At 37.8% G+C, this 23,084-nt stretch carries 21 protein-coding genes; 5 read left to right on the top strand and 16 right to left on the bottom strand.

From position 1 onward, the window contains the following. Positions 1-4: 4 nt before the first annotated feature. The 5 genes from WH188_RS14075 to WH188_RS14055 all read right to left on the bottom strand — a co-directional run bounded on the left by WH188_RS14075 (position 5) and on the right by WH188_RS14055 (position 5,916). Entirely contained in the window at positions 5-1,135 is a 1,131-nt protein-coding gene (locus tag WH188_RS14075) for an XdhC family protein (RefSeq protein ID WP_183913165.1), read from the bottom strand. 78 nt (positions 1,136-1,213) lie between these two features. Then, positions 1,214-3,421 (bottom strand): xanthine dehydrogenase family protein molybdopterin-binding subunit, encoded by a 2,208-nt coding sequence (locus WH188_RS14070; RefSeq protein WP_339424179.1) that lies wholly within the window; start codon positions 3,419-3,421, stop codon positions 1,214-1,216. A gap of 61 nt (positions 3,422-3,482) precedes the next feature. After that, on the bottom strand, positions 3,483-4,460 hold the full coding sequence (locus WH188_RS14065; protein ID WP_339424178.1) for an FAD binding domain-containing protein: 978 nt from the start codon (positions 4,458-4,460) through the stop codon (positions 3,483-3,485). Further along, a complete protein-coding gene (locus WH188_RS14060; protein ID WP_183913171.1) occupies positions 4,457-5,050 on the bottom strand; it encodes a (2Fe-2S)-binding protein in 594 nt (197 codons plus the stop codon). The genes WH188_RS14065 and WH188_RS14060 overlap by 4 nt, the downstream gene beginning before the upstream one ends. A 356-nt stretch (positions 5,051-5,406) precedes the next feature. Beyond that, positions 5,407-5,916: a cupin domain-containing protein gene (locus WH188_RS14055; RefSeq protein WP_339424177.1), complete on the bottom strand. Its 510-nt coding sequence runs from the start codon at positions 5,914-5,916 to the stop codon at positions 5,407-5,409. Between the two features lie 290 nt (positions 5,917-6,206). Between WH188_RS14055 and WH188_RS14050 the strand changes: the two genes are divergently transcribed. Both WH188_RS14050 and WH188_RS14045 read left to right on the top strand, forming a co-directional pair. Continuing rightward, a complete protein-coding gene (locus tag WH188_RS14050; RefSeq protein WP_339424176.1) occupies positions 6,207-6,716 on the top strand; it encodes a DinB family protein in 510 nt (169 codons plus the stop codon). A 111-nt stretch (positions 6,717-6,827) separates the two neighbouring features. Further along, the gene (locus WH188_RS14045) at positions 6,828-7,316 is read left to right on the top strand and encodes a PA2169 family four-helix-bundle protein (RefSeq protein WP_132839959.1); all 489 of its coding nucleotides are present in this window, start codon (positions 6,828-6,830) and stop codon (positions 7,314-7,316) included. 160 nt (positions 7,317-7,476) lie between these two features. Here WH188_RS14045 and WH188_RS14040 read toward each other — a convergent pair whose 3' ends face one another. Further along, positions 7,477-8,334 carry a bestrophin family protein gene (locus WH188_RS14040; RefSeq protein ID WP_243655968.1) on the bottom strand — a complete coding sequence of 286 codons (858 nt, stop codon included), beginning with the start codon at positions 8,332-8,334 and terminating at the stop codon, positions 7,477-7,479. Positions 8,335-8,528: 194 nt separating this feature from the next. Between WH188_RS14040 and WH188_RS14035 the strand changes: the two genes are divergently transcribed. Together WH188_RS14035 and WH188_RS14030 are read left to right on the top strand one after the other, a co-directional pair. Next, positions 8,529-9,263, top strand: coding sequence for a hypothetical protein (locus WH188_RS14035; RefSeq protein WP_339424175.1), 735 nt, complete (start codon positions 8,529-8,531; stop codon positions 9,261-9,263). 295 nt (positions 9,264-9,558) lie between these two features. Beyond that, positions 9,559-10,479, top strand: coding sequence for a hypothetical protein (locus WH188_RS14030; RefSeq protein ID WP_339424174.1), 921 nt, complete (start codon positions 9,559-9,561; stop codon positions 10,477-10,479). A gap of 126 nt (positions 10,480-10,605) precedes the next feature. Here WH188_RS14030 and WH188_RS14025 read toward each other — a convergent pair whose 3' ends face one another. Then, complete coding sequence (locus WH188_RS14025) at positions 10,606-11,073, bottom strand: ferritin-like domain-containing protein (RefSeq protein ID WP_339424173.1); 468 nt, start codon at positions 11,071-11,073, stop codon at positions 10,606-10,608. Positions 11,074-11,364: 291 nt separating this feature from the next. Here WH188_RS14025 and WH188_RS14020 point away from each other — a divergent pair, with 291 nt between their 5' ends. Continuing rightward, positions 11,365-11,838, top strand: coding sequence for an ankyrin repeat domain-containing protein (locus WH188_RS14020; protein WP_339424172.1), 474 nt, complete (start codon positions 11,365-11,367; stop codon positions 11,836-11,838). A gap of 104 nt (positions 11,839-11,942) precedes the next feature. Here WH188_RS14020 and WH188_RS14015 read toward each other — a convergent pair whose 3' ends face one another. The 9 genes from WH188_RS14015 to egtB all read right to left on the bottom strand — a co-directional run bounded on the left by WH188_RS14015 (position 11,943) and on the right by egtB (position 23,084). Next, complete coding sequence (locus tag WH188_RS14015) at positions 11,943-12,410, bottom strand: ferritin-like domain-containing protein (RefSeq protein WP_339424171.1); 468 nt, start codon at positions 12,408-12,410, stop codon at positions 11,943-11,945. A 338-nt stretch (positions 12,411-12,748) separates the two neighbouring features. Beyond that, on the bottom strand, positions 12,749-15,988 hold the full coding sequence (locus WH188_RS14010) for a PAS domain S-box protein (RefSeq protein WP_339424170.1): 3,240 nt from the start codon (positions 15,986-15,988) through the stop codon (positions 12,749-12,751). 485 nt (positions 15,989-16,473) lie between these two features. Beyond that, complete coding sequence (locus WH188_RS14005; protein ID WP_339424169.1) at positions 16,474-16,884, bottom strand: response regulator; 411 nt, start codon at positions 16,882-16,884, stop codon at positions 16,474-16,476. A gap of 180 nt (positions 16,885-17,064) precedes the next feature. Next, positions 17,065-17,643 carry a Crp/Fnr family transcriptional regulator gene (locus tag WH188_RS14000; protein ID WP_339424168.1) on the bottom strand — a complete coding sequence of 193 codons (579 nt, stop codon included), beginning with the start codon at positions 17,641-17,643 and terminating at the stop codon, positions 17,065-17,067. A gap of 509 nt (positions 17,644-18,152) precedes the next feature. Next, entirely contained in the window at positions 18,153-19,013 is an 861-nt protein-coding gene (locus tag WH188_RS13995) for a polysaccharide deacetylase family protein (RefSeq protein WP_339424167.1), read from the bottom strand. Between the two features lie 278 nt (positions 19,014-19,291). Continuing rightward, positions 19,292-20,005: a family 16 glycoside hydrolase gene (locus WH188_RS13990; protein WP_339424166.1), complete on the bottom strand. Its 714-nt coding sequence runs from the start codon at positions 20,003-20,005 to the stop codon at positions 19,292-19,294. Between the two features lie 173 nt (positions 20,006-20,178). After that, positions 20,179-20,781: a Crp/Fnr family transcriptional regulator gene (locus WH188_RS13985; protein WP_339424165.1), complete on the bottom strand. Its 603-nt coding sequence runs from the start codon at positions 20,779-20,781 to the stop codon at positions 20,179-20,181. 166 nt (positions 20,782-20,947) lie between these two features. After that, positions 20,948-21,829, bottom strand: coding sequence for an alpha/beta fold hydrolase (locus tag WH188_RS13980; RefSeq protein WP_339424164.1), 882 nt, complete (start codon positions 21,827-21,829; stop codon positions 20,948-20,950). Between the two features lie 76 nt (positions 21,830-21,905). Further along, complete coding sequence (gene egtB, locus WH188_RS13975) at positions 21,906-23,084, bottom strand: ergothioneine biosynthesis protein EgtB (protein WP_339424163.1); 1,179 nt, start codon at positions 23,082-23,084, stop codon at positions 21,906-21,908.

Raw genomic sequence — 23,084 nt, 5'->3', positions numbered from 1 at the left:
ATGATTAAAGGATTGGAATATTCTCGTGCATCTTAGCTGCGCGGTCACGAAGAGATGCCGCAGATCGGCTGTGGAAAAAAGATTTTACCTCCGCAATAATCGAGAGTGCAATCTCCGCCGAAGTTTCAGCTCCGATATCAAGACCGACAGGGCCATGCATTTTTGCCAGCTGAGCTTCTTCTATGATGCAACCATCTTCTTGTAATGTGTTAAGCAAACGTTGAAACCGTTTTTTAGGTCCTAATAAGCCAATATAAGAAACAGATGTCTGTAGTAAATGCTTGAGAAGATCTTTGTCATAATTGAAATTGTGCGACATTAAAACCACAGCGGTATAGGCATCGATATCGATCTGATGCAGAAACTCACTGGCAGCTGCAGTGATCACTTGTTTTGCTGCAGGAAAACGATCAACTGCTGTGTGACTGGCCCTACCATCAACAATGCTTACTTCCCAGCCAAGCATAGCCGCCATCGCAGCTACCGGTTGTGCATCATTTCCCGCCCCCACAATGACCATATGAATTGGCGGAATATGGTATTCCAATAATAGCTCATAATCCACATTTTTATATTCTAAAACCGTTCGCATCGTTGCCTTACTTCTGCATACCTGCTCCATATAAGCAAGCATATCTTCACCTGCAATAAGCGGATTGGCTCTTAAAACGGTTTGATTTTCCAGTCGTATACCACATGTACCGGGCTGCTCAGCATAGCGATCCAATGAGCAGATCGTGACCACAAGTGCTGGTACCCGTTTATTGGTTGTTTTTTTTAATAAGGCAATCGGATTTTGAGGATCGCTCGGGTCAATATATTCAAATAGTAGATGTACAATACCATTACAGCCCAATTGTATACCGAGGGTTGCATCGGCTTCATTTGTGGTATCATAAGTTACCAATTTATTAGTTTGCTGCTGGAGCGCTAGCATCGCCCTGCGAAGCGCATCACCTTCCAAACATCCCCCACTGATCGCTCCGGTCATCTCTCCATATTCGGATACCAGCATGCGTGCACCTGGCATCCGGTAGGATGAACCCTCTACCTTAACCACTGTGGCCAGCACAGTTTTATAACCCTGCGCTTCAGCGGTATCGTATGCGGCAATTATGGTTTTTAATTCACTCATCAAACAAAATTCAAATTAAAACAATTATATAAAAACTTATACTACAACAGAATAAATAAATTAAACTAATGTTTATGATTAACTTAATATTTTATCAGGAGTAATGGGTAAACTGCGTAATCTTTTGCCCGTGGCATTGTAAATCGCATTCGCAATTGCAGCGGCAGTACCGATAATTCCCACCTCACCTAAACCTTTTGCCCCTGTCGGATTGATGTTGGGATCGGCTTTACCGATAAAACTGACATCAATTATCGGTGCATCGGCATTAACAGGAAAATGATACCCTGCCAGATCATCAGCAATAGCTCCACCGATCCGCGTGTCCAGCAGCCGCTCTTCCATAAGTGCCATTCCTATACCACCTACAGCTGCACCTGACATCTGGTTGGCCGCCGCTTTTTCATTTACAATTTTACCTCCATCGGCCACACAGACCATTTTTGTCACCATGATCTTTCCCGTTTTCACATTGACCCTTACTTGACAAAAATGAGCAGCAGACGAGCAAAAAGCATATTTCTTACGCTCTTCACCGGGACCTGAGGTTGCTTCTACCACTAATTCATCTAAGTTATTTTGCTTCCACAAGGTATCCAAAGGAATAGTTGCAGTTGTATCATTTTTCAAAGATAAACCAGTTTCAGACAGCACTAAGACATCTTCCTGTACATCCTTGAACCTTTGGTCTTGTTTAGCGGCATAGGCTAACAGCTTTTCTTTCAGCAGACGGACTGCTTCCACAACAGCCCCGCTTACAGAAGACATTCCAGTACTTCCACCTTGGCTGGGCGCTGGAGGGAGATTTGAATGACCAAGTTCGATTGTTATTTTATTTTTCGGAATCCCGGTTATCTCATGGGCAATATTTTTCATACCCGTCCCTGTTCCTGTACCGATATCGGTCATTGCAGTCTGAATGATCAGACTTCCATCTTTTTTCATTTTTATGGCGGCACTCGTTTTATTTCGTCCGGCATTCCACATTCCCACAGACATCCCGTAGCCAATATACCAGTCGCCATCCTGCATGCTAGTAGGTTGTGGATTCCGCTTTTCCCAACCGATACGCTGGGCACCTAAGTTCATACAATCTACTAAATAATTTGATGACCAGGGTAATTTAGAATCCGGATGATGCGTTACAGCAATATTTTTTGCTCGGATCGCTACGGGATCCATATTCAATTTATAGCTCAATTCATCGATGGCACATTCAACTGCAAAATCTCCCGTACAATCACCGGGACCACGCATCCAGGTCGCTGCATTGATATTTAACGGCACTAGTGCATCCTCAGTCTTAAGATGTTCAAAATCATAAATCAGACGCGTTATCCGTGTGATCTGATCTGAAAACCGTTCATATAACGATGTTTCATTACGGGCCTGATGATGGATACCCATAAATTTTCCCTGATCATCTGCTCCAAGCTTAATTTTCTGCCAGGAAGCAGGACGATAACCGGTACCGATAAACATCTGCGGTCTTGTCAGCATTAATTTCACGGGACGTCCCACCTGTTTGGCTGCCATAACGGTAGCCAGTACATGTGGCCACACCCGAAGACCAGATCCAAAACCACCGCCGACAAATTCGCTCATGACCTCCACTTGTTCCTTTTTCAGATTAAATAAAGGTGCGATCACCTGTTGTACATTATTCACTCCCTGTGTCTTGTCGTAAAGTTTGAGATGATCGGTACCAGTCCATGCAGCGATCGTAGCATGCATTTCCATGGGGTGATGTACCTCCGTTTTAATTTCATATTCGGCCTCCACCACATGAGGTGCATCTTGCCAGCTCTCGAGATTTCCGCGTTCTTTACCCGCTTCGTGCAGTGGGATCTGTGCGTAGGTAGAGTCAAAATCAACATTAAATTTTGTCTTTTCATACTGCACCTCTACCAGCGATGCCGCATAAGTGGCATCCTCAAGTGTCTCCGCCATAACCAATACAACCGGCTGTCCCTTAAAATAAATGGTGTCTGTATGAAATACAGGAAGACCAAAACGCGATTCTTTCATCAACGCCTCCGTCGCAAAACCAGGAACAGCAGGTTTTTCCAGATGGGATACAAAACCAAGTACAGATTTTACTTGTTTTGCTTTGGACAGATCAATATTTTTAATTTTACCACTAGGTACAGTACTTCCTACCAAAACAGCATAGCACATCTTATCCACCGCATATTCCGCTGCATATTTTCCTTTCCCGGTCACTTTATCCCGTGCTTCGACGCGCCCTTCAGGTATGGTTATATTTTGTTGATTCAAGTCTTTCATTTTACATTATTTTGTAAAAACCCATTCATTTTTATTAAAAAACGTTATTCCTTGCTACAGATTAAGCCAGCAGACATTGTGCCAGTGCAGATTCCACAGCACCTTTCAGCATGCCTACTTTAAAACCATTTTGTGCCAAGGGATGCGCATCCGCGACAATCATGGCGGCGGCCTCGCTAAATACAGCAGCAGTGGCATTTTTACCGATCAAGAACTCTTCAGCTTCCAGCCAGCGCCAAGGTTTATGTGCTACACCACCAGAGGCCAGCCGCGCTTCAACAATGCGGTCACCGTCCAAGTGCAGTGCAGCGGCTACCGAAACCAGAGCAAAGGCATAAGAAGCCCGGTCTCTGATCTTAAGATAAGCACAATGTTTCGCAAATGGATTTTCTGGAATTTTAATAAATGAAATTAAAGCATGATCCGGTAAATTATTGTCCAGATGAGGATCATTTCCCGGAAGACGATGAAACTCCTGAAAAGGTATAACAGTCTCTTTTTGATCTTTTGTAATCACGTGTACTTCAGCATCCAATGCAACAAATGCGACACAGAGATCAGATGGATGTACAGCAACACAATCTTTACTATAACCAATTATGGCGCTCATCCTATTTTCTCCAGCATATGCACTGCATCCGGTACCCGGTTCACGCTTATTGCAGTCAGTAGTGGTATCGTAGAAATATGGACAACGGGTACGTTGTAAGATATTACCTCCTGTAGAAGCCATATTTCGGATCTGCGGAGAAGCTCCAGCCAAAACAGCTTTTGCAAGCAACGGAAAATCTTTCAAGACCTTCGGATCGGTCGCAATTTCAGTATTGCGAACCATAGCACCGATATGAATATTTTTGTCATGTGTATCTATTGTACGAATAAGCGCATCATTAATGTCTACAACAGTATCCGGTAGATGCACGTTCTTTTTCATCAAATCGACCAGATTTGTTCCGCCCGCGATATACTGCACATGATCTTTTTTATGAGAAAGTGCAGTTTTGGTATTGGTTACTCTTATAAATTCGAAAGGTTTCATGATTGCGCTACTTTTTGAATAGATTCAACAATACCGTTATAAGCTCCACAGCGGCAAAGATTGCCACTCATAAATTCCTTTATTTCCTCGATGGATTGTGTATGTCCCTCTTTTACACAGGCAATAGCCGACATAATTTGCCCCGGAGTACAATAGCCACATTGAAAACCATCACATGCAATAAAAGCCTCCTGCATTGGATGCAGGTGCTCACCATCGGCAATACCTTCAATCGTGGTTACGTCTTTTCCGACCGTAGAGGCAGAAAGAGTCAAGCAGCTTAAAACCCTTACGCCATCCACATGGACCGTGCAGGCGCCACATTGACCGTGATCACAGCCTTTCTTTGTACCGGTAAGGCCAAGGTTTTCACGCAAAAGATCCAGCAAAGTGGATCTTGTATCCGAATCAAGCGTATAGGGCTTTTTATTAACCTGCAATGTCAAAGGAGCTGTGCGCTTGGCAGGAACTATAAACTGCTTCACTTGTATATAGGCCGCTTTTAAAGAAGCCGGAAGCGTCGCCAGTAAAGTGAGGGCGCCCGTGGTCTTTAAAAAAAATCTTCTGCTGAAATTACTGTTTTTCTTCATAATTGGAATATTTTTTTGTCCTTACCATTGAACAGTAAAGACAAATTAAGTAGCCAAAGCATAACTTTAGAACAAATTAAAGCCGTTAAAAGTTTTCATATGCCTATATTAAACGGCGACCGTTACACATAACTAAAAAATATTGTTCTACCTATTTCAAATTTCATGAATAACCCGCAATTAATAGATACATATATTACTGTTTCTGCTACCAATATTACTGATTATCGGAAGTTGTGCATTTAAGCTAAAATAGTGGACAATTTCAATTGATGCGTTGTTGCGCATAAAAAAGCTCCGGAAAAATATCCCCGGAGCTTACCAACCAACCCATTATAATTATTATGTGTATTACTTTAAGAGATATTAGTAGACTTTACTGCTTGATCATATTCTGCAACAGAAAGCGATTCATGCCAGTTAACCAGCTCTTCAGATTTTTGAGTACTGATACTTATAAATTCCATTTTCCCATTTGGACTCGAACCTAACCAATGGTATAGACCGGGAGTAGTTTCAATTGTATCCCCTTTCTTAAGCTTGACGACATCTTTACCTTTAGATTGATAAAAGCCTTCACCATCTGTTACAATGATGACACGTCCACCTGGTAGGCTATGCCAATGCAAGTAACTTTTAGGTGCTAATTGGATATTAGCAACACGTAGATCATTTAAACCATGATCTTTCGTTAAATCTTGAAACAAACCATTTCCTGTTATCAGGTTCTGTTGAATTTGTTTTTCTTTAATATCCGCCACGAAAAGTTCTGTTTTACAAGTATTATTCTTAAAATGACTTGTCGTAAATCCCAGTACAGTGATCAGGCTTATTGAGCTGATTAAAATATATATGTATTTTTTCATGATCTTTTTATTTATGACAGGATCAAATCCCATCTGTTAAACTTATGGTTACAAAGATCGTTTGTTTCCATATTAAAGACTTACCACAATCACTGATGTATTTAACTAAATTACTGATTAACAATTTTTAACATATTTCAGTTATTAACGGAAATATTTAATTTTTAAAACCAAAGCCATTCGAAACAGTTTAGCTATAAACGGCAAATAATTGTATCTGAATACTTCATATGAACAAAAGTCGATTTCAGAATGTCTTATTTAGAGCAAACACATGAAAAAAAATTGTTATGAAAGATATATTGATAAATAATATGATACAGCAATTGAAAGATATCGAAAATGCTGATCTATGGATCGATGAAAACTTCGACAAAAAGCTTACTGAAGTTAATGAAATGACAGCGTTCGAGCGTCCGCTTCCGGACATGCACAGCATCGCCGAATTGATGTCGCATTTGATCGAATGGCGAAAGGAAGTCCTCAGCCGTCTCCAAGGAAATCCCCGCGGACTTGAAATGACCGATGCCGCAAATTGGCGAACCAATACAGAACTTGCCAAAAAAGGATGGAAAAATATGCTGCAGGAATTTCACAGCACACAACAAAGCATCATCTACTTTCTGGAAGGCAAAGACGATGTATTTCTATCGACACCCTACCCTTATGCAGATCCTGCATTTCCACACGATTACCAATATTTAGTAACAGGACTTATCCATCATGATCTATACCATCTCGGACAGATGGGCATAACGATTAAATTCTTAAAAATGCGCGAAATCAATCAGATGGCATAATCATCTTTCAGCTTCATGGCATGTTTTACCCTTTAACATTCACCATAAGTTTAAATAATGAACTAACATTCTTTTAGATTGTTTATTAAATAAACATGAAGAGCATATACGATGGAAAATTTATTGCAGGAACAGGCCTATCTGTTAAATAATTTAGTAGAGGCCAATAATGACCGAATTGCCGGTTATACCAAATATATTGAACTGTTACCAAAAGATACCCACAACGATATTGATAAGTACCTTAGGCAATACCGGGACCAGTCGGAGCAATTTATTACAGACCTCAAGCCCTTTGTCTATGAGGCGAGTGAATTTCCACAGATAAATACTACGATTTCAAGCAAATTACGCAACATGTGGCTGGATCTCAAGAATAGTTTTGTGGAAAATACGATCCAGAGCATCTTAAACGACTGCGAAAAAAGAGAAGATATTTATAAGCGCGTGTATCAGCACACCCTGGAAGAGAAAGAAGTGCTGACATTAGAAGCAGAGCATCTTATTCGGCACCAGGCGATACTGCAGCTTCAGGCTCATGATCATATAAAAAGCCTCCGGGACAAAAATTTAGCGGATTGCTCCTCATTGCCGCATTGATCCGTTAAGATGATTTATTAAAGTGGCGATGCGCAAAAAAAAGCAAGCACCAATCGATGCTTGCTTTTATATCCCTATTTATTTCAATACGTGAATCGATTTTCGCAGTTCTAAAAATCTGGAACTGCTATCCTTAGAATCGAACTCCTAATTCCCACAATTAGAGAATAAAAAATGTCTTTGGCTTCAACGGCTCCGGTATATGATCTTCTCCAAGCAATTGTTTGATATTGATTTCAATATTACGGGCTATCGCGGTTACGGGTACATCACTTTGCCGATTGCGAAAAGGATCCTGCAGATTATAGGCCGTCTTATCTGCCAGGAAAAACAATGCAGCGATCAGCACCAATAGCGGGATCTCGAAAATCGGGCTGACATCCTGTATCGCGATCGAGAGGGTAATCAGAAAGAGATAGATCGCTCCGTGAAGAAAAAGGCGGTAAGTAACCGGAAATACCGTCGAATTGATCCGTTCGGCTCTACCCATCGCATCAACCAAACGCACCAAAGTCTGATCCAGCTGGACTCGAAAAAAATCAGGTATCGCCTGCTTTTCTGATAAGTCCTTGATGGTAAGTGCCTGCATCTGGGTAATTGCCAAGGGTACATTTCGATGCTCCTGTAAATGGTCGAGTTCTTCCTGTGTCAATTCCAATGGTCTTGCAAGCGGGTTAAGGTCGCGAAGAGAATCCCCTAATGCATAGCACCAGGCAATCTGCTTATAAGCGATATCTTTGATCACTCCTGCATATTCAGCAGCGAGGTAACTCTGCATCTGGATAACAAGTGACCGGGAGTCATTGACAATAGCGCCCCATACTTTGCGTGCTTCCCACCATCTTTCGTACGACTGGCTCATTTTAAAAGACAGTAAGACCGATATGGCGGTACCTAAAAATGCAGGAACCCCCAAGGGCATATCCGGAAGCTCGTCGTGCAAAATATAAGTCAATCCATTAAATATTAAGCCAAAAATGGCCACCAAAGCCACTTCCCTTTTAACTTTGTTAAACATATAACGGAAGGGAATTTTAGAAGAGTTTAAAATCATAATAGCTTAACAAATAGTATTTATATCTGTTTCCGACTGCGCTATTTTTTTTTGAATTTTGTAGCGGTATGCGGACAGACATAGGAATTACCATTTGATTTCCCGGTTTAGTAAAACTTTTAGATATTTGTGTATAATGCCTTATACGATAACCGGCCGTGACTAAATCAAACGTAAACAACAATAGATTGAAAAATTATGCTGACAGTATTGAATACAAAAAATATTTGGAGCAATACAATTACATATTTGATAAAGACTATTTCATCGATCAAAAAATCCATTTTTTGACAGACGAAACCAAATTGACTATTGACAATTACAATCATTCTTATAACCTCACGCACAATTATGGAAAATCAATTAGTTGCCAAAGGTTAACGTTGTACGATAACCATGACAATCAATTATATACCACTCGATATGCTTTTGGAAAAATATTTTATCAATATATTAGGCATTCAAATAACAACGAGTATTTTGTTTCAGGTAACGACTTGATGGAGTATGCTATTTATAACATCACAAAAAACAAAGCATATAAATTTGTCAGTGAATGCCGCATTGACGAAAATTCTGAAGAGGATTGCGACAACGAATTTTGGTATATAAAAGAATGGCTTTATAACCCGGCAAATAATCTGATTGCCATTCATGGCCAAGATGGAATGAATTGTTCGACGGTAACGGTTTGTGATTTTACCAACCCGGAAATACTGCCTCTAAAATTTAAAAATCTTTATAAAATTATAGCCGACCACTGTCAAGATGGAACTTGCAGTGCTAAGCGCTGGACCGATAATAATCTTTTAGAACTAGAAGTGTGTGAAGAGAATTCAAAAATCATATATTTGTCAGCGCAAGAAATTATAGCATTATTAAACCTAAAATGAAACAAATAAGCACAAACGCCAACCTTAAACCGTTCAAGGTAATATTAACCCACACCACAATTAAAAACTGTTCAATACAGAAAAACATCAGTCAGTAATTTATTTTTAAGAATTCGTTTTACTGACAACACTTTTGAACCAAAAAATCACCAAAATACACATGAAGAAATTTTTAAAAGTCCTTAAATTCACATCGATTACTATTTTAAGTATTTGCGTGCTGTTTATCTTATATTTTTTTATCAGCAATAAATTATTTTTAGAATCTAAAAATGAGGATAATATAAGCTATCTGATGAAAAATAGTACGGAAATCACAAATTCAATTAATGACAAATTATTTGATGATGATTTTTATCAATCAAAGGTTTTCCTTTTGGGAGAAATTCATGGCTACGCTGACAATCAGATATTGGACAGGGAGTTACTTTTTTTCTTAAATAAAAAAGTGGGTGTTAAATATTACATTGCAGAAATGGATAGCACAACAGCTGCAAAACTGAATAATTTCCTGACAGATAGCTTAAAAAATCAAGAAACTTTAAAGGACGTTGGATTGGCAATCCGTAAAAGAATTCCGCAACAATCAAGTCAGGAGCTTTTGGAAAAATGGAATGCTATTTACGATTATAATCAGCAACTAACCGACTCATCAAGAATTACAGTAATAGGAGTTGACAAGAATGTTGATGATCATTCAAAAGTGGCCAGAGATTCGGCAATGGTCATTAATTTTAAGAATTCAATCAAGCGCTTAAAACTTGAAAATGAAAAATTCTACGGTCTTTTTGGTTATTTCCACGTATTGCAAAATACAACTGAAAATGGAAAACAAACATTCGCTTCTGAATTAAAAAAATCGGGTATAAAAACCACGAGTTTTGTTAGCTATACCTTAGACAGCGAAATGTACCTTCCTAAAATTCCGCAATTTCCCACGCCAGAAAATGAACGAGTGGACTGGAGTAATGCAGATGGTCCATTACAACTTGTAAAGGGAATCAATGATTTAAAAGAATTGAGTAAACCAAATTCAATTACGCTATTTAAGTTAAATTCAGAGAACTCACCCTTTCGAAAATCGCAACACCTAATCAGTATAAAATCGAGAGTTTTTGGTGAAAATATTGTTCCTCAAAAGGGCACGTTTACAACAGATTATTTTCAATATGTCTTTTTATTGAGAAATTCCAAAGCATTAACAAGCCTGAAATAAGTAATTCAGCTTTTGCTAAAAACGTTAAAATAAAAAAAATACCCGGCATGACCGGGTATTTTTATGATCGTAATGCTGATCGCTTATTCAGCGGAAATTACTGTTTCGAGATTAAACATCCATTATTTACAACGTTACCTCGTCACGCAACATTTTAATGGCATCATGTGCCTCCAGCTGTTTATCCAACTGCTTTAACAGTATATTTTTCACCTCTATAGATAATTGATCATTATCCTCTTGTAGAATTTTTTTGTACGTGTCCTTAAAAGCATCCTCTCCTTTTTCACAGCTTTCCAATAAACTTTTTCTGTCATTACCTGCAATGGTTACTTTCACACTCATCCACATTCTGAACAGTTTACCGCTTAACATAGTGGAATCGGTAGGTTGTTCACCTTCCAAAACGACAAAAGGTTTCAGCTCTTCAATAAAATGCTGTGATTGTAAGATATATTTTGCAAATAATTGCTGTAAGCTATCCAAACTTAGTGTATGCGAAAGATCTAATGCTGTTTTATAACCTTCCACCCGATCATTATTAATTTTAATCAGGTCATTGATAATTTCTGGGTTGTTCAAATGATTTTCCATAATACATTGAGTTACTTAATAAAATATTTGTACAAGAATAACAACTCATCGGAACAGGAGTTCACCGTTACTTTGATTTCAAGTATTAACACCACTAATTGGTAATAAATTACATTTACAAACTTTTATTTACTGTTTCCTGTAAACTAATTCTGCTAATAGTGGTCAAAATCAAGCGTTAATCATCCAGGAAATACAGCTTTTGAAAATTTCATAAATTAATTTTTATCGGCAACTAAAATAGCTCTAGATTGTTATTGCTATACAACGGAAGACTTAAATAAAAAATATATGATACAGGATGCGCACATTATCATTCACGCCGCACGGGCAGGCAATATTGAAGTACTAGAAGAACTCATTCGCCAAAAAGTAGATCTAAATAGTCGCGATGACAAAGGGTATAGTCCACTTATCATTGCCTGTTATAATAACCAATATGAAGCTGCGCAATTATTACTGAAATCAGGCGCACATGTCAATGCCCAAGATAACGGAGGCAACAGTGCACTGATGGGTGTGGCATTTAAAGGCTATAAAGATATGGCAGAACTGTTGATCAATCATGGTGCTAATCTCGATCTCCGACATGGAAATGGTAGTACTGCACTCATGTTTGCGGCTATGTTTGGAAGAAACGAAATCTTGCAGCTTTTATTAGAGCGGGGTGCCAATAAAAGTATTCTGGACACCAGAGGATTATCGGTGGCAGATCTGGCTGCCCAACAAGGTAATGAGACCGCATTAGCGCTTTTACAAGATTAAGAACACATATATATTTAAAACAACAATACCCGGCAAGACCGGGTATTGTTGTTGTCATCAATCACTCAGCTGTGATTCCAGTTTCATTTTTCATCGGATATTATTTATGAGGGCACCTGGTCGCGCAAACTTTTAATTTCATTATGCGATTCAGATTGTTTGCTCAATTGTTCCAACAATTTATTACATGCGCCCAATGATAAATCGTTGACATCCTCTACAAGTATTTTTTTATACATTTCTTTAAACGCATCTTCACCCTTTTCGCAACTTTCGAGCAAACTATGTCTATCATTTCCGACAATATTTCCTTTAATACTCATCCACATTCTAAACAGCTTACCACTTAACATCGTCTCATCTGTAGGTTGCTCTCCTTCTCGAAGTACATAAGGTTTCAATTCTTCAATAAAACGTTCGGACTGTAGGATGTTATTTGCAAATATCTGGCGCAGGGTGTCAAGCTCTAAACCATGAGCAAGATCCAAAGCCCTTTTATAGCCTGCTATGCGATCATTATTAATCTTTATTAAGTCGTTGATGATATCCGGGTTGTTTAAGTTATTTTCCATAATGAATATTTTAGTTGATTAAACAGTTATAGAAAAAGAACAGGTCGATGCATCGATAGTTCAGTACAGGGATGATTTAGGGTATTTACACAGGAGTTGCGTATTAACCACAGTGCGAAGCATAGTCGATATCAATCAAAGCGGGTAAAAGTATGCTCAACATACAGACTAATTTGAGTAAACAAATTTGTTTCACAGCATATCTATGAATACATTCAAAGTAAAAATAAAGAACATCACATTTTACCCTATATTTCGGTTACGTCGAAGTTTTTGAATTAAGAGTTATTCCAGCATTTATTAACGAAGTAAACCTACCCTTTTAATTCTTTAACGAACTATTCGCGATGAAGCCATTTGGTCAACACGGCACGTAATGTCTGTTCAACCACTGGTTTAACCACAAAATCATCCATTCCTGCTGCCAGACATTTCTCCTTTTCCCCGAGTACATTACCTGCAGTTAAAGCTATAATAGGAGTTCTAATTCCTGTTTCTTCCTTACGTATTGCTTCCGTGACTTCGTATCCATTCATATCAGGCATTTGAATATCCATCAGAACCAGATCTGGATGCATATCCCTAAAAATCGCAATTCCCTGTAGTCCATCTTTAGCTTCCAGAATCTCGATTCCCGGCATGATGTTTCGGATCAAGATGGTCTCTAAACGTGTGTTAAATTCATTATCTTCCACAAGAAGAATTTTAAAGCCTTCTCCATGTTTCCGATATTCAGTCCCAGGATCACCGGCTTTTTCAATCTCCTGTATTTCAATTTTTGACAGAACGGCATAAAGATCATTATGTACGACCGGATTTTCGAGCCAATGCCTGATACCTAAGGATGTACATATGTTACTTATATTTCCCTCGTTAGCATCAAATATCGGTATGATCGTGTGATCATTATCGATACTAAATAATTTTTCCTTGATCTTTTTAATGGTTTCAACACCGCTCATTATCGGGAGGTCATTGTCAATAATAATAACATCATACTGATTGCCCTTCATTAACAGCTGTAACACTTCAAATCCATTAGCCGCTTCGAAAACTTTAATTTTCTGCAGGTTTAACATCTGTGCTAAAAGCGTCCGCTTGGCAGGATCATCAGCTACGATCAACACCGCTCGAATGGTTTTCAGATTTAGCCATTCGCGTACAATACCATCATCATACCGCACACTAAGATCAAAATAGAAACGGCTCCCAACCAGATAAGTACTCTCCAATTTTAAACCGCTGCCCATCATCTTCAGCAGTTTATTAGAGATCGTTAATCCCAGTCCCGTACCGCCGTATCGTTTTGTTGTCGACGCATCTTCCTGCGAAAAAGCATCAAAAATTTTCTCCTGTTTTTCAGCTTTTATACCGATGCCCGTATCCCGCACACTGAAACGCAAGCTGGTCAGATCATCTTCCTTAGATAAAAAATCGACACATAGCTCAATTTTACCTTTCTCTGTAAATTTCTTTGCATTGCTTAGGAGGTTCATTAATACCTGCTTAACACGAAGGGAATCGACCCAGATATATTGCGGTACATCCTTCGATATATTTAAATGAAATTCAACGTTTTTACCCGGTGCCTGAATATTTAAAAAAGTGGTTACCTGCGTCAGCAATTCATAAAGATCACATTTATCAATGTCCAGCTCCAGTTTTCCGGCTTCAATTTTTGAAAAATCGAGAATGTCGTTAATGATACTCAATAGTAAAGTTGCAGACTGATCCACAATAGATAAGTATTCGTGCTGGGTATCATCGAGCGAAGTTCTGGTCATCAAATCTGTAAAACCGATGATTCCATTGAGAGGAGTTCGGATCTCATGACTCATATTTGCTAAAAATTCAGATTTCGCAATACTTCCCTGTTCAGCAAGAATTTTTGCTTTTTCCAATTCTTCCCGTTGATGAATAATCTTGCTGATATCGGTAGCAATACCCAGATAACCAATTATGTTTTCTTCCGTGTCCCGAATGGTAGTTACTGCAAGGGAAACATATAATAATTGTCCGTCTTTTCTAACATAGGTCCACTCTCTTTGCTCTGCCCCGTAAAGTTCAGGCTTTTCAACAAAAACGCGAAATCCTGTTATTTGATGCCCCAATTCAATCGTAAGTTCATTCGCGCGGGCCAACATCTCTTCTTCTACATGGAAAAGAGCAGGTGTGAATTTGCCGATAATCTCCTCAGTGCTGTAACCAAGAAGATTTTCAGCACCTTTATTAAAGAGCGTTATAAGACCTTCATTATCTGTCGCAATAATACCTACTGCAGATGTCGCCTCCAGTACATCCTCCAGAAGCTTTTTAGACTTCACAGATTCAGCCTCGATACGCTTTCGCTTATCAATATCTTGAAAGGTGCCGTATAAACGAATGCATTGACCATTTTCAAACTCGGCATTGCCCAATGCCCGTACCCAAAGATCTTCACCCTTAAATGTGATGATCTCCAGCTCCAAGTCCCATGAGATCCCTTTAGTAATCGCCTCATCAATTGCCTGGCTAATTTTTGTTCGACTTTCACCCTCTTTATAAAAGTCTAACCCTTGAGCGATATCAGGTTGATAAGTAGGTGGGACACCATGAATTTCTTTTGTTATATCAGACCAGGTCAGATGTTTTTCAAGCAGATTATACTCCCACCCACCTATTCGGGCAACCCTTCCGGTCCGTGTTAACATACCCTGAGTTTCCCTTAGATCTTTCTCAAGAAAATGCTGTTCCGTAATATCAACGGCATTACCAATGACATATGGTTTTTTATCACCATTCGTCTGGAGAATGTTATTGAATAACCAGATACGTAATTCGCCCGACTTTGTCTTAGTGCGCATCTCTCCTTTTGCCGTACCGGTTTTAACAAGCTGGTTGAGGTACGCATCTAAATTTTTATGCCCTTTGGTCGGAATAATATCATAAAGAGACAGTTTTTCAATTTCAGCTCTAGTATAACCTAAGATAGATGCACTCGCATTATTAACTTTAAGCAGATTACCTTCCAGATCATGCGTACACATCAGACTTTGGGAATTATCAAAAAATGCTTTTAATTCCCGTTCGCTTTCTTTATATCTTTCTTTTTCTTTTCGATTGATAATCAGGGACACGACCTCATCACGAAGCAGCGACAGCACCTGTTTTTGATCTGAACTTATGTCTTTAGGCACCGTGTCTATAACACAAAGCGTTCCCAGAGCAAAACCGTCTGGATCAACCAAAGGAAATCCTAAATAGTATCGAATGTAGGGGTCCGAGGTAACAAGCTCATTATTTTTGAATCGTTCATCTTGTTGCGCATCTGGAACCTCCATGAAATCACGATCTTTAATAGCGTACTGGCAGAATGCCAAGCTTCTGGAAGTTTCTCCGACATCAAGACCAACCCGGGATTTAAACCATTGCCTGTCCTCATCAATTAAGGAGATCAGTGAGATCGGTACACCGCACACCAGCGAAGCTATTTTTGTAATACGGTCAAAATCTTCTTCGGGTTGCGTATCTAATATTTCGTAATTATATAGTGCATCTAACCGCTCCGACTCATTTGTTTTTACTGGTCCCTTATTCATAACTTCAATATCAAGTATTATCAATAATTTTAAGACTTCAGGTTTTTATAACTTCTTGCTAAACAATATCTGCTTGTATAACATCTCTGCGGTTCTCCTTCCAAAAAATCAGAAATTTTGACAATTTCTGTATTTGCTCCTTGCAAGGTTTTTAAATATAATAAATATCGTAGATTTCATAATCAAAAACTTAGTTAAAAAAACTATTATTACCTAAAAAACATCCTTCAAATACATGTTATTTATGGATAATACTAATTATTTAAGGAATTAACTTTAAGGTTATCAGGCTTGCTATTCACTCTTATTCACTTTATTATACAAACATACATTCTGAATGTTTTCTCTCCTATAGCGGTATTTTAATAAAAATCAATAAGTAATTTGATGAGGAAAATGTCCTACGTGATAAGATCTTTTTAATACTAGTCTACTAATTTAATTCAACTCTTTGTCGAAGTTTTTAATAGGTTTGATGGCCTATTTCAATCCGTTACTATAGAACAGTCTTCATATATCACGTCCAGAATATATGTTAATTGATAATTTCCTTTCTGAAACACCTGTTTAACACCATTCTGATACATCTGCTGTACCATTAATCCATCATGTAAAGTACTTAATCCATAACTTAATATGTTAGGATAATTAATCTGCAACAAACGCGCTGTTTCCACGCCATTATATTTTGGCATTAAAATATCCAACAAACAAACAGACGGCGAAAAGCATGTATTTTTCATATTGGAGATTAAATCATATCCGCTATTAAATACACCAAGTAACAAAAACCTGTCGTCTTTTTCTATAAGTAGCGATAATAGCCTTCGATATATCGCTGAATCGTCTACTATTCTTATTCCTATTGGTCCATTTATAAATGTACTGCTTTTCATAGCACTAAATTAACATCTTCAAAAAATAGAAAATGCCCAAAAATGTGCAAAAAAAAAACACCTTAAAATAAAAATAAAAGCAATGTTAATAACTATTTATTTATATTTTTCTTAAAAACACTTAGAATATATCATGATATGCATCTCAAAAATGCTTATATAATTTTCTCAGCGAATGATCTACAGTGACGCCATGACTTTATTGAATGTATTGCGATGTATCCCTAAGTATGATGCGATATAATTGTAGGGGAATAACTGAAAAATATTGGGGAAATGATCTTTTAACAACTTTATTTTATCCTGAGAAGTTTTAGCCTGTAGTATTCGTAGATTTTTTAAGGCCATTAAAAAATTTGGTTCCATAATCATAAGCTCCAACTGATAAAATCTTGGAAATTTTTCATAGAGTCGTTTTACAGAAGCAATATCTAAAAGAAGAAGGGTTGAGTCTTCATAGGCCTTAAAAATTTTCGTTGAGGATGCGTTTTGTAAATAATCTTCATAATTAAAAACAATTTCGGTTAATGAAGATGGATAGTGAAAGCCTGTTATGCGCGTTGATCCATCAATATCCAGAGTGCTGGAATAGATAGCCCCTTTAACTAAAAGAGCAATAGTATTTACGCGTTCTTCGAAAGAAAAAAGAACTTCTTTACGTTGAATTTCTTTAAAGCTTAGAATTTTGGAAAGTTCATAGATCTCCTCGTCATTCAGATTAAAATGAGCAAATTTCTCAATAATGTAAGGATATATCATCTTTTTGTATTAGTATGTACAATATGTTCTGAAAATTTGAAATAGGTATATATTTACTCAGACCAAGATTGCTCCGAAAAAAAACACAATAGATGAGGCACTGTACTTATTATGTGGGCAAAGGATGAATTTCGAAAAAACTATTCCTTTAAAATCACTTATAATTAAATAATCGCAACACGGATGTAACGTTAAAAATAATTGACGATTAATAATAAATCAGTATCAGTGCCTACCGTGGCTTAGAATTGTGTAAACAAAGTTACTATTTAAAATACAGCATTTAGTAGCATTTCAATATTATCTATAGCAACTTATGAAAGCAAATTACTATTTTAATAGACCAAAATAATTTTCGCTTCCTAAACAACACTGCCTATTAAAGCAATACCCTATTTAATACAACATACGCGATTTTGAACACTTAATTAAAAATGATGTTTATAAATGGACATTACCATATTATGGCCTTCCTAAACAAGATACATCAATTTGATTTTATAAAAATACTATTTGCTGTTTCTAATTTTATCCCAGGTTATTAATTGGATCTTATTTTCCTCGATTTTTAATCGGCATGCTTCACTTGTAAAGTAATCGTAATCGATCTGTCGCCACTGTGAGCCAAAATTAGGATGATTGATCGTAATACCCTGCATTTCATTATCATCGAAAGCAGGATGGATTAATAGCACATTGAAGCCTGGTACTACATTGTCTAAAGCTCTTTCATAATAACTCATTAGTTTATTTTGTTCAAAAGCATTATAGTTTCCAATATGAAGAACATCTGCAAGTAATACATCCTCAAAATTATACTCTTCCTCTGTTAAGCAAACAGACGCGGTAAATTCCTTATTTAAGAAAACCGGGAGGTTATATTGTTTTCCTAAATTAATATAAATCTCCAAAAATTGCGCAGATACGCCGACACTGCACATATGTGAGTCAATATGCGTTGGCTTCAACCCAAATCGCAGTGCTTTCTCGATTTGTGCACGAAGTTCTTTTTCTACTTCTTCCGGTTTAGCCATGTTGAATAGACTGCTTCTGTTTTTGTAGAAATAGCCATTTTCATCTACCAAAGACGGTACCTCATCGATCGGTAATACAGGTCCAAATCTGTAATTTTCCCACTCACAGGTAAGTGTAAGATGGATTCCATTGTCATATTTTGGGTTTTCTTTTGCGAAATTGGCCATTTCATAAAACCATGGACAGGGTACCATGATACTGTACGAATTCACGATTCCATATTGAAGTGCCTGAATAGTTGCTCTGTTTTCGGAATGGCATAGCCCTGCATCATCAGCATGGATCATTAATAATTTGCTGTCTTCAGGATATCCCAGTTTTTGAGCTAAGTTCATTTTCCGCAGTTCTATGTTTAACAATATTTATTCATCAAGCTTTTGCTCATCATCAGTTTCTACACTTTAGAATTAGACAGAACATTTAAATATAAAAACTTCATTTTTATAAGCAATTTAAGAAAAAAATCTATTGAGATCAATAACATACCTTCTATGGATAAATTTATGAGTGAACTACACTGTACGATAAAATTTAGAGAGGTTAAATTGAACATCTATCTCAATAAAGAATCTGCTGATATTATTTAATAATACAGCTCAATAAACACGAGGATTTATGGCGTTTGGCTCACCTTTAGATTCCTGAAAAATCCTTCAGTGCCTATATCGACAAAAAGCCCTAAAGATCCGGATTGATCAGCACCCATTTTTAGATCGTTTACAATTAAGTATGGTTGCTTTGAGCCATTGATAAATAATTTAGCTTGATCACCATTTACCTCAATCTTTAATTTTATCCATTCATCAAGCGCTATAGGCGCATAAGATTCATATTGTCCCGGAGCGGTTGCTCTGGAATGTGTGAACTTAAAATTAGGATAAGAAAAATACTGAATGGTGCGGTTTCTTCTCAGCTGGTCGTCTGCTGTACTATTGGTAGGGCGTACGTAAATACTTTCAAATTTTGAATCATCTTCATTTATACGAAAAGCGAGACCAATGAAACCTCTGGCGTGTGCCGGTGCATCTGGAAGTAAGCGTGATAAAACCTCAATCACGCCATTTTTAAAATTGAAATCATTGATCTTAACATAAGTCGCTTCATCATCTTCCTTAACTGCGGCAGACTTCACTACCCGGACAGCTTTTTGACCTTTAATATGCGTAATCGACATAGATGTCTGTACAGCGGTTAACCGATCCTCATCTAGCCTAATCTGCTGTGCCGTAGCTTTAGTCATCGAAAATACTGTAAAAACTAAAGTAGGCACAAATACCATGCGCTCAACAATAGGTGTTTTAATCTGCTGTGTTCTATTTTTTATCATATTTGAAACGTTTTTTTCTTTCCATTCTTAATTTGCTACCTCCATAACTTTGATCAGTAACAACTACTCTTGTGCTGATTCTACCACAAAATTAAATAGTTCTTACGAATGCTACCCTTGAACTAGTTTAAGAAATAATCTGAAACGAACTCAGATCTAATATGAAAAGATGACTATTTACCAACACTTTTTTTTCGGATCTTACTTAAAAATTCCGAAGTAATTCCTAAATAAGAAGCAATCTGTGTATTGGGTAAACGATTGATCAGATGTGGATATTGCTTTAAGAACGCCTCATAGCGGTCATCTGCTGTAGAGCTAATATTTTGTAATATCCGATTTTGGTAATCGATCAATTTCCGCTCGGTAATGATTCTAAAATTACGGTCGAATTTATGGTAATTGATATATAAGTAAAGCAGATCTTCATGCTTTATCTGGAAGACAGTTGAAGGTTCAATCGCTTCAATATACAATTTGCTGGGTGACTGATCGTAAAAACTTTGAAAATCCGTTATCCAATCATCCTCTGCAGCAAACTGAAGATTATGCTCCCGGAAATTGGAATCAACGGCAAACATCCGGAAACATCCGGACACCACAAAAGAATAGTGCTTACAGACCTCACCCTCCTGTAATAAATATTGCTTACGCTTTATTACCCTCGATGTAAAAAGTCTTTCAATTTCTTCTTGTTCAGTATTATTAAGATGAAAAAATTGCTTAAAATGATCTATCAATCTAACAAATAGCTGTTCTGTATGTGGCTGTTCCAATTAATTCGCATTTAGTATACGTAAATATATCATTTCTAGATGAACAACCTCCAGCATATTGCACTTACAATCATCTATCTGCTATATATTTTTGATAGTATAGTTCAAAGTCCTTATTGACTGCAACTTTGACGATTCAATAATTTACCAAAATCTCTTTCGGTATTTATTGATTCATAAAAGGTTTCATACTTGCCCACACCGCAGGAAAATTGGCAATAAATACCGGGTGGGGTGCATTGGGTATAATACTTAACTGCGCATGTGGAATCATGTGGTACGCATCTAACACAGTATGAAGTGGTGCGTTCTGATCCTTCTCCCCTGCCATAATCAAAACTGGACAGGAAATCTTTTCGAAAATTGGACTTCCAATAGTTAAACCATTATAATAACGATTAACACTTTTTAGCCATTGTTCCGTTGTGTTGGGATTGGGTCTCAAAGCCAATTGCTGTTTCCAGAATTGCGTGTCCATAGCAGAAAGTCTTTCGAGGGTCATATCAAATGATCTGAATCCCTGTTTCCATTCTACGGCACCAATCGCAATAAGCTTACTAATTTTTTCAGGATAATGCTTAGCAAAAAAATATCCGGTGTATGCTCCATCACTAAATCCCAAAACCATCACTTTATCTGTAGTTAATGCCTGAATAACAGCAGCGACATCTTTCGCTTTCTGCTCATAACTAGGGATTAACGAACCCGTTTCGGACTTACCATGGCCACGTGTAGCAATAGCGATAACCTGATAATTGCGCGATAAACTATCGATAAACTGACCCATTTCAAGAGCAGATCCAACAATCCCTCCATGTAAAACAACAATGGGTTTACCTTTTCCATAGAGCTCATAATAAATTTTAGCATCTCCAGAGTGCACATAATGTCCCGCTGTGGCATTGTTTCCGTATGGGATCTGACTACTTGTACCTTCACCCTGCATAAAATAACGCATATCGTGTGCAACTTGTGCATAGGATGATCCCAGAAAGCCTAGCGAAATGCAAGCTGTCAGAATAATATACCGAAGAAATTTTCTGTTCATTTTTGTTGTATTATATATCATTAGTTAACGCACATGATAATGCGACCTCTGTGATCTGATCATTAGCGTAAAAACACTATTTTGCAAGTCTAATTCCCGTAAACTGCCAACGCTGGCTTGCATGGAAAAAATTGCGGTAGGTATTTCGGCTATGCCCTTTGGGTGTCGCAAGAGATGCTCCGCGCAATACCATCTGATTGATCATAAATTTTCCATTGTACTCACCCACTGCACCGGCCTCTTTCTTGAATCCTGGATAAGGAAGATAAGCACTACCGGTCCATTCCCATCGCTGCCCCCAGTTAAAATGTTCTGATGCGATTTCCCATTCTGTTTCTGTAGGCAAACGAAATCCTTTCCAGGCAGCATAGGCAGAAGCCTCATAAAAATTGATATGACAAACGGCTTCGGCCATTTTAACCTCTTCCATACCGTTCCAAGTATAGTTCATCCATTTTCCGTCTATAAAATGCCAGTATAAAGGAGCTGCGGTTTCGGTTTGCTTAACCCAGTCCCATCCCTCTGCATGCCAGTATCTAAAATCATGATAACCATTATCTTCCATGAATTCCCGATATTCCGCATTTGTAACAAGTGGACTGGCTATTTCAAAATCATTGAGATATACCTGATGCCGCCCCTTTTCATTGTCAAAACAGAAGCTTTCTTTATAAAATCCTATTTCATAAACTCCAGCATTAATTTTAATCATCGAAGCCGGATCTTGATTGGTTGGATATAAATCAAGATCCTGACTATATGCTGGAAACAACGGATTATGGCCCAGTATAAATTTTATATCTGTTAACAAAAGTTCCTGATGCTGCTGTTCATGGTTGAGCCCCAATTCCACCAGATCTTCCAAAGCAGCTGTCATACAATCACTTTCTAAAAATAATTGCATCTTGCTGTCTACATAAGTTCTGTACCGGTATATATCTTCAACAGAAGGACGACTCAAATTACCACGATCTGTCCGGATCACTCTAGCGCCGATAGTTTCATAATAGCTATTGAATACAAAGTTATACTGAGGATCAAATGGTTTATAATCCGGAAAGTTTGGCTGCAGTATAAAGGTTTCAAAGAACCAGGTTGTATGTCCCAGATGCCACTTCGGTGGACTTACGTCGCCGATGGGCTGTACAACATAATCTTCAATTTGAAGCGGTGTACAAATAGAAACACTATGTTTGCGTACCGCTGAATACCGTGATTTTAGAGTTAATAAACGATCTGTCTTTCGTATTGTCAT

Source organism: Sphingobacterium sp. MYb388 (assembly GCF_037479535.1).
GTDB lineage: Bacteria > Bacteroidota > Bacteroidia > Sphingobacteriales > Sphingobacteriaceae > Sphingobacterium > Sphingobacterium anhuiense.
This window is presented reverse-complemented; position numbering and strand designations above follow the sequence as displayed.

Excerpts from the sequence above, each read along its gene's own strand:
- WH188_RS14075 (WP_183913165.1), bottom strand. The coding sequence starts at position 1,135 with ATGAGTGAATTAAAAACCATAATTGCCGCATACGATACCGCTGAAGCG.
- WH188_RS14070 (WP_339424179.1), bottom strand. The coding sequence starts at position 3,421 with ATGAAAGACTTGAATCAACAAAATATAACCATACCTGAAGGGCGCGTC.
- WH188_RS14065 (WP_339424178.1), bottom strand. The coding sequence starts at position 4,460 with ATGAAACCTTTCGAATTTATAAGAGTAACCAATACCAAAACTGCACTT.
- WH188_RS14060 (WP_183913171.1), bottom strand. The coding sequence starts at position 5,050 with ATGAAGAAAAACAGTAATTTCAGCAGAAGATTTTTTTTAAAGACCACG.
- WH188_RS14055 (WP_339424177.1), bottom strand. The coding sequence starts at position 5,916 with ATGAAAAAATACATATATATTTTAATCAGCTCAATAAGCCTGATCACT.
- WH188_RS14050 (WP_339424176.1), top strand. The coding sequence starts at position 6,207 with ATGAAAGATATATTGATAAATAATATGATACAGCAATTGAAAGATATC.
- WH188_RS14045 (WP_132839959.1), top strand. The coding sequence starts at position 6,828 with ATGGAAAATTTATTGCAGGAACAGGCCTATCTGTTAAATAATTTAGTA.
- WH188_RS14040 (WP_243655968.1), bottom strand. The coding sequence starts at position 8,334 with ATGTTTAACAAAGTTAAAAGGGAAGTGGCTTTGGTGGCCATTTTTGGC.
- WH188_RS14030 (WP_339424174.1), top strand. The coding sequence starts at position 9,559 with ATGAAAAATAGTACGGAAATCACAAATTCAATTAATGACAAATTATTT.
- WH188_RS14025 (WP_339424173.1), bottom strand. The coding sequence starts at position 11,073 with ATGGAAAATCATTTGAACAACCCAGAAATTATCAATGACCTGATTAAA.
- WH188_RS14020 (WP_339424172.1), top strand. The coding sequence starts at position 11,365 with ATGATACAGGATGCGCACATTATCATTCACGCCGCACGGGCAGGCAAT.
- WH188_RS14015 (WP_339424171.1), bottom strand. The coding sequence starts at position 12,410 with ATGGAAAATAACTTAAACAACCCGGATATCATCAACGACTTAATAAAG.
- WH188_RS14010 (WP_339424170.1), bottom strand. The coding sequence starts at position 15,988 with ATGAATAAGGGACCAGTAAAAACAAATGAGTCGGAGCGGTTAGATGCA.
- WH188_RS14005 (WP_339424169.1), bottom strand. The coding sequence starts at position 16,884 with ATGAAAAGCAGTACATTTATAAATGGACCAATAGGAATAAGAATAGTA.
- WH188_RS14000 (WP_339424168.1), bottom strand. The coding sequence starts at position 17,643 with ATGATATATCCTTACATTATTGAGAAATTTGCTCATTTTAATCTGAAT.
- WH188_RS13995 (WP_339424167.1), bottom strand. The coding sequence starts at position 19,013 with ATGAACTTAGCTCAAAAACTGGGATATCCTGAAGACAGCAAATTATTA.
- WH188_RS13990 (WP_339424166.1), bottom strand. The coding sequence starts at position 20,005 with ATGATAAAAAATAGAACACAGCAGATTAAAACACCTATTGTTGAGCGC.
- WH188_RS13980 (WP_339424164.1), bottom strand. The coding sequence starts at position 21,829 with ATGAACAGAAAATTTCTTCGGTATATTATTCTGACAGCTTGCATTTCG.
- egtB (WP_339424163.1), bottom strand. The coding sequence starts at position 23,084 with ATGACAATACGAAAGACAGATCGTTTATTAACTCTAAAATCACGGTAT.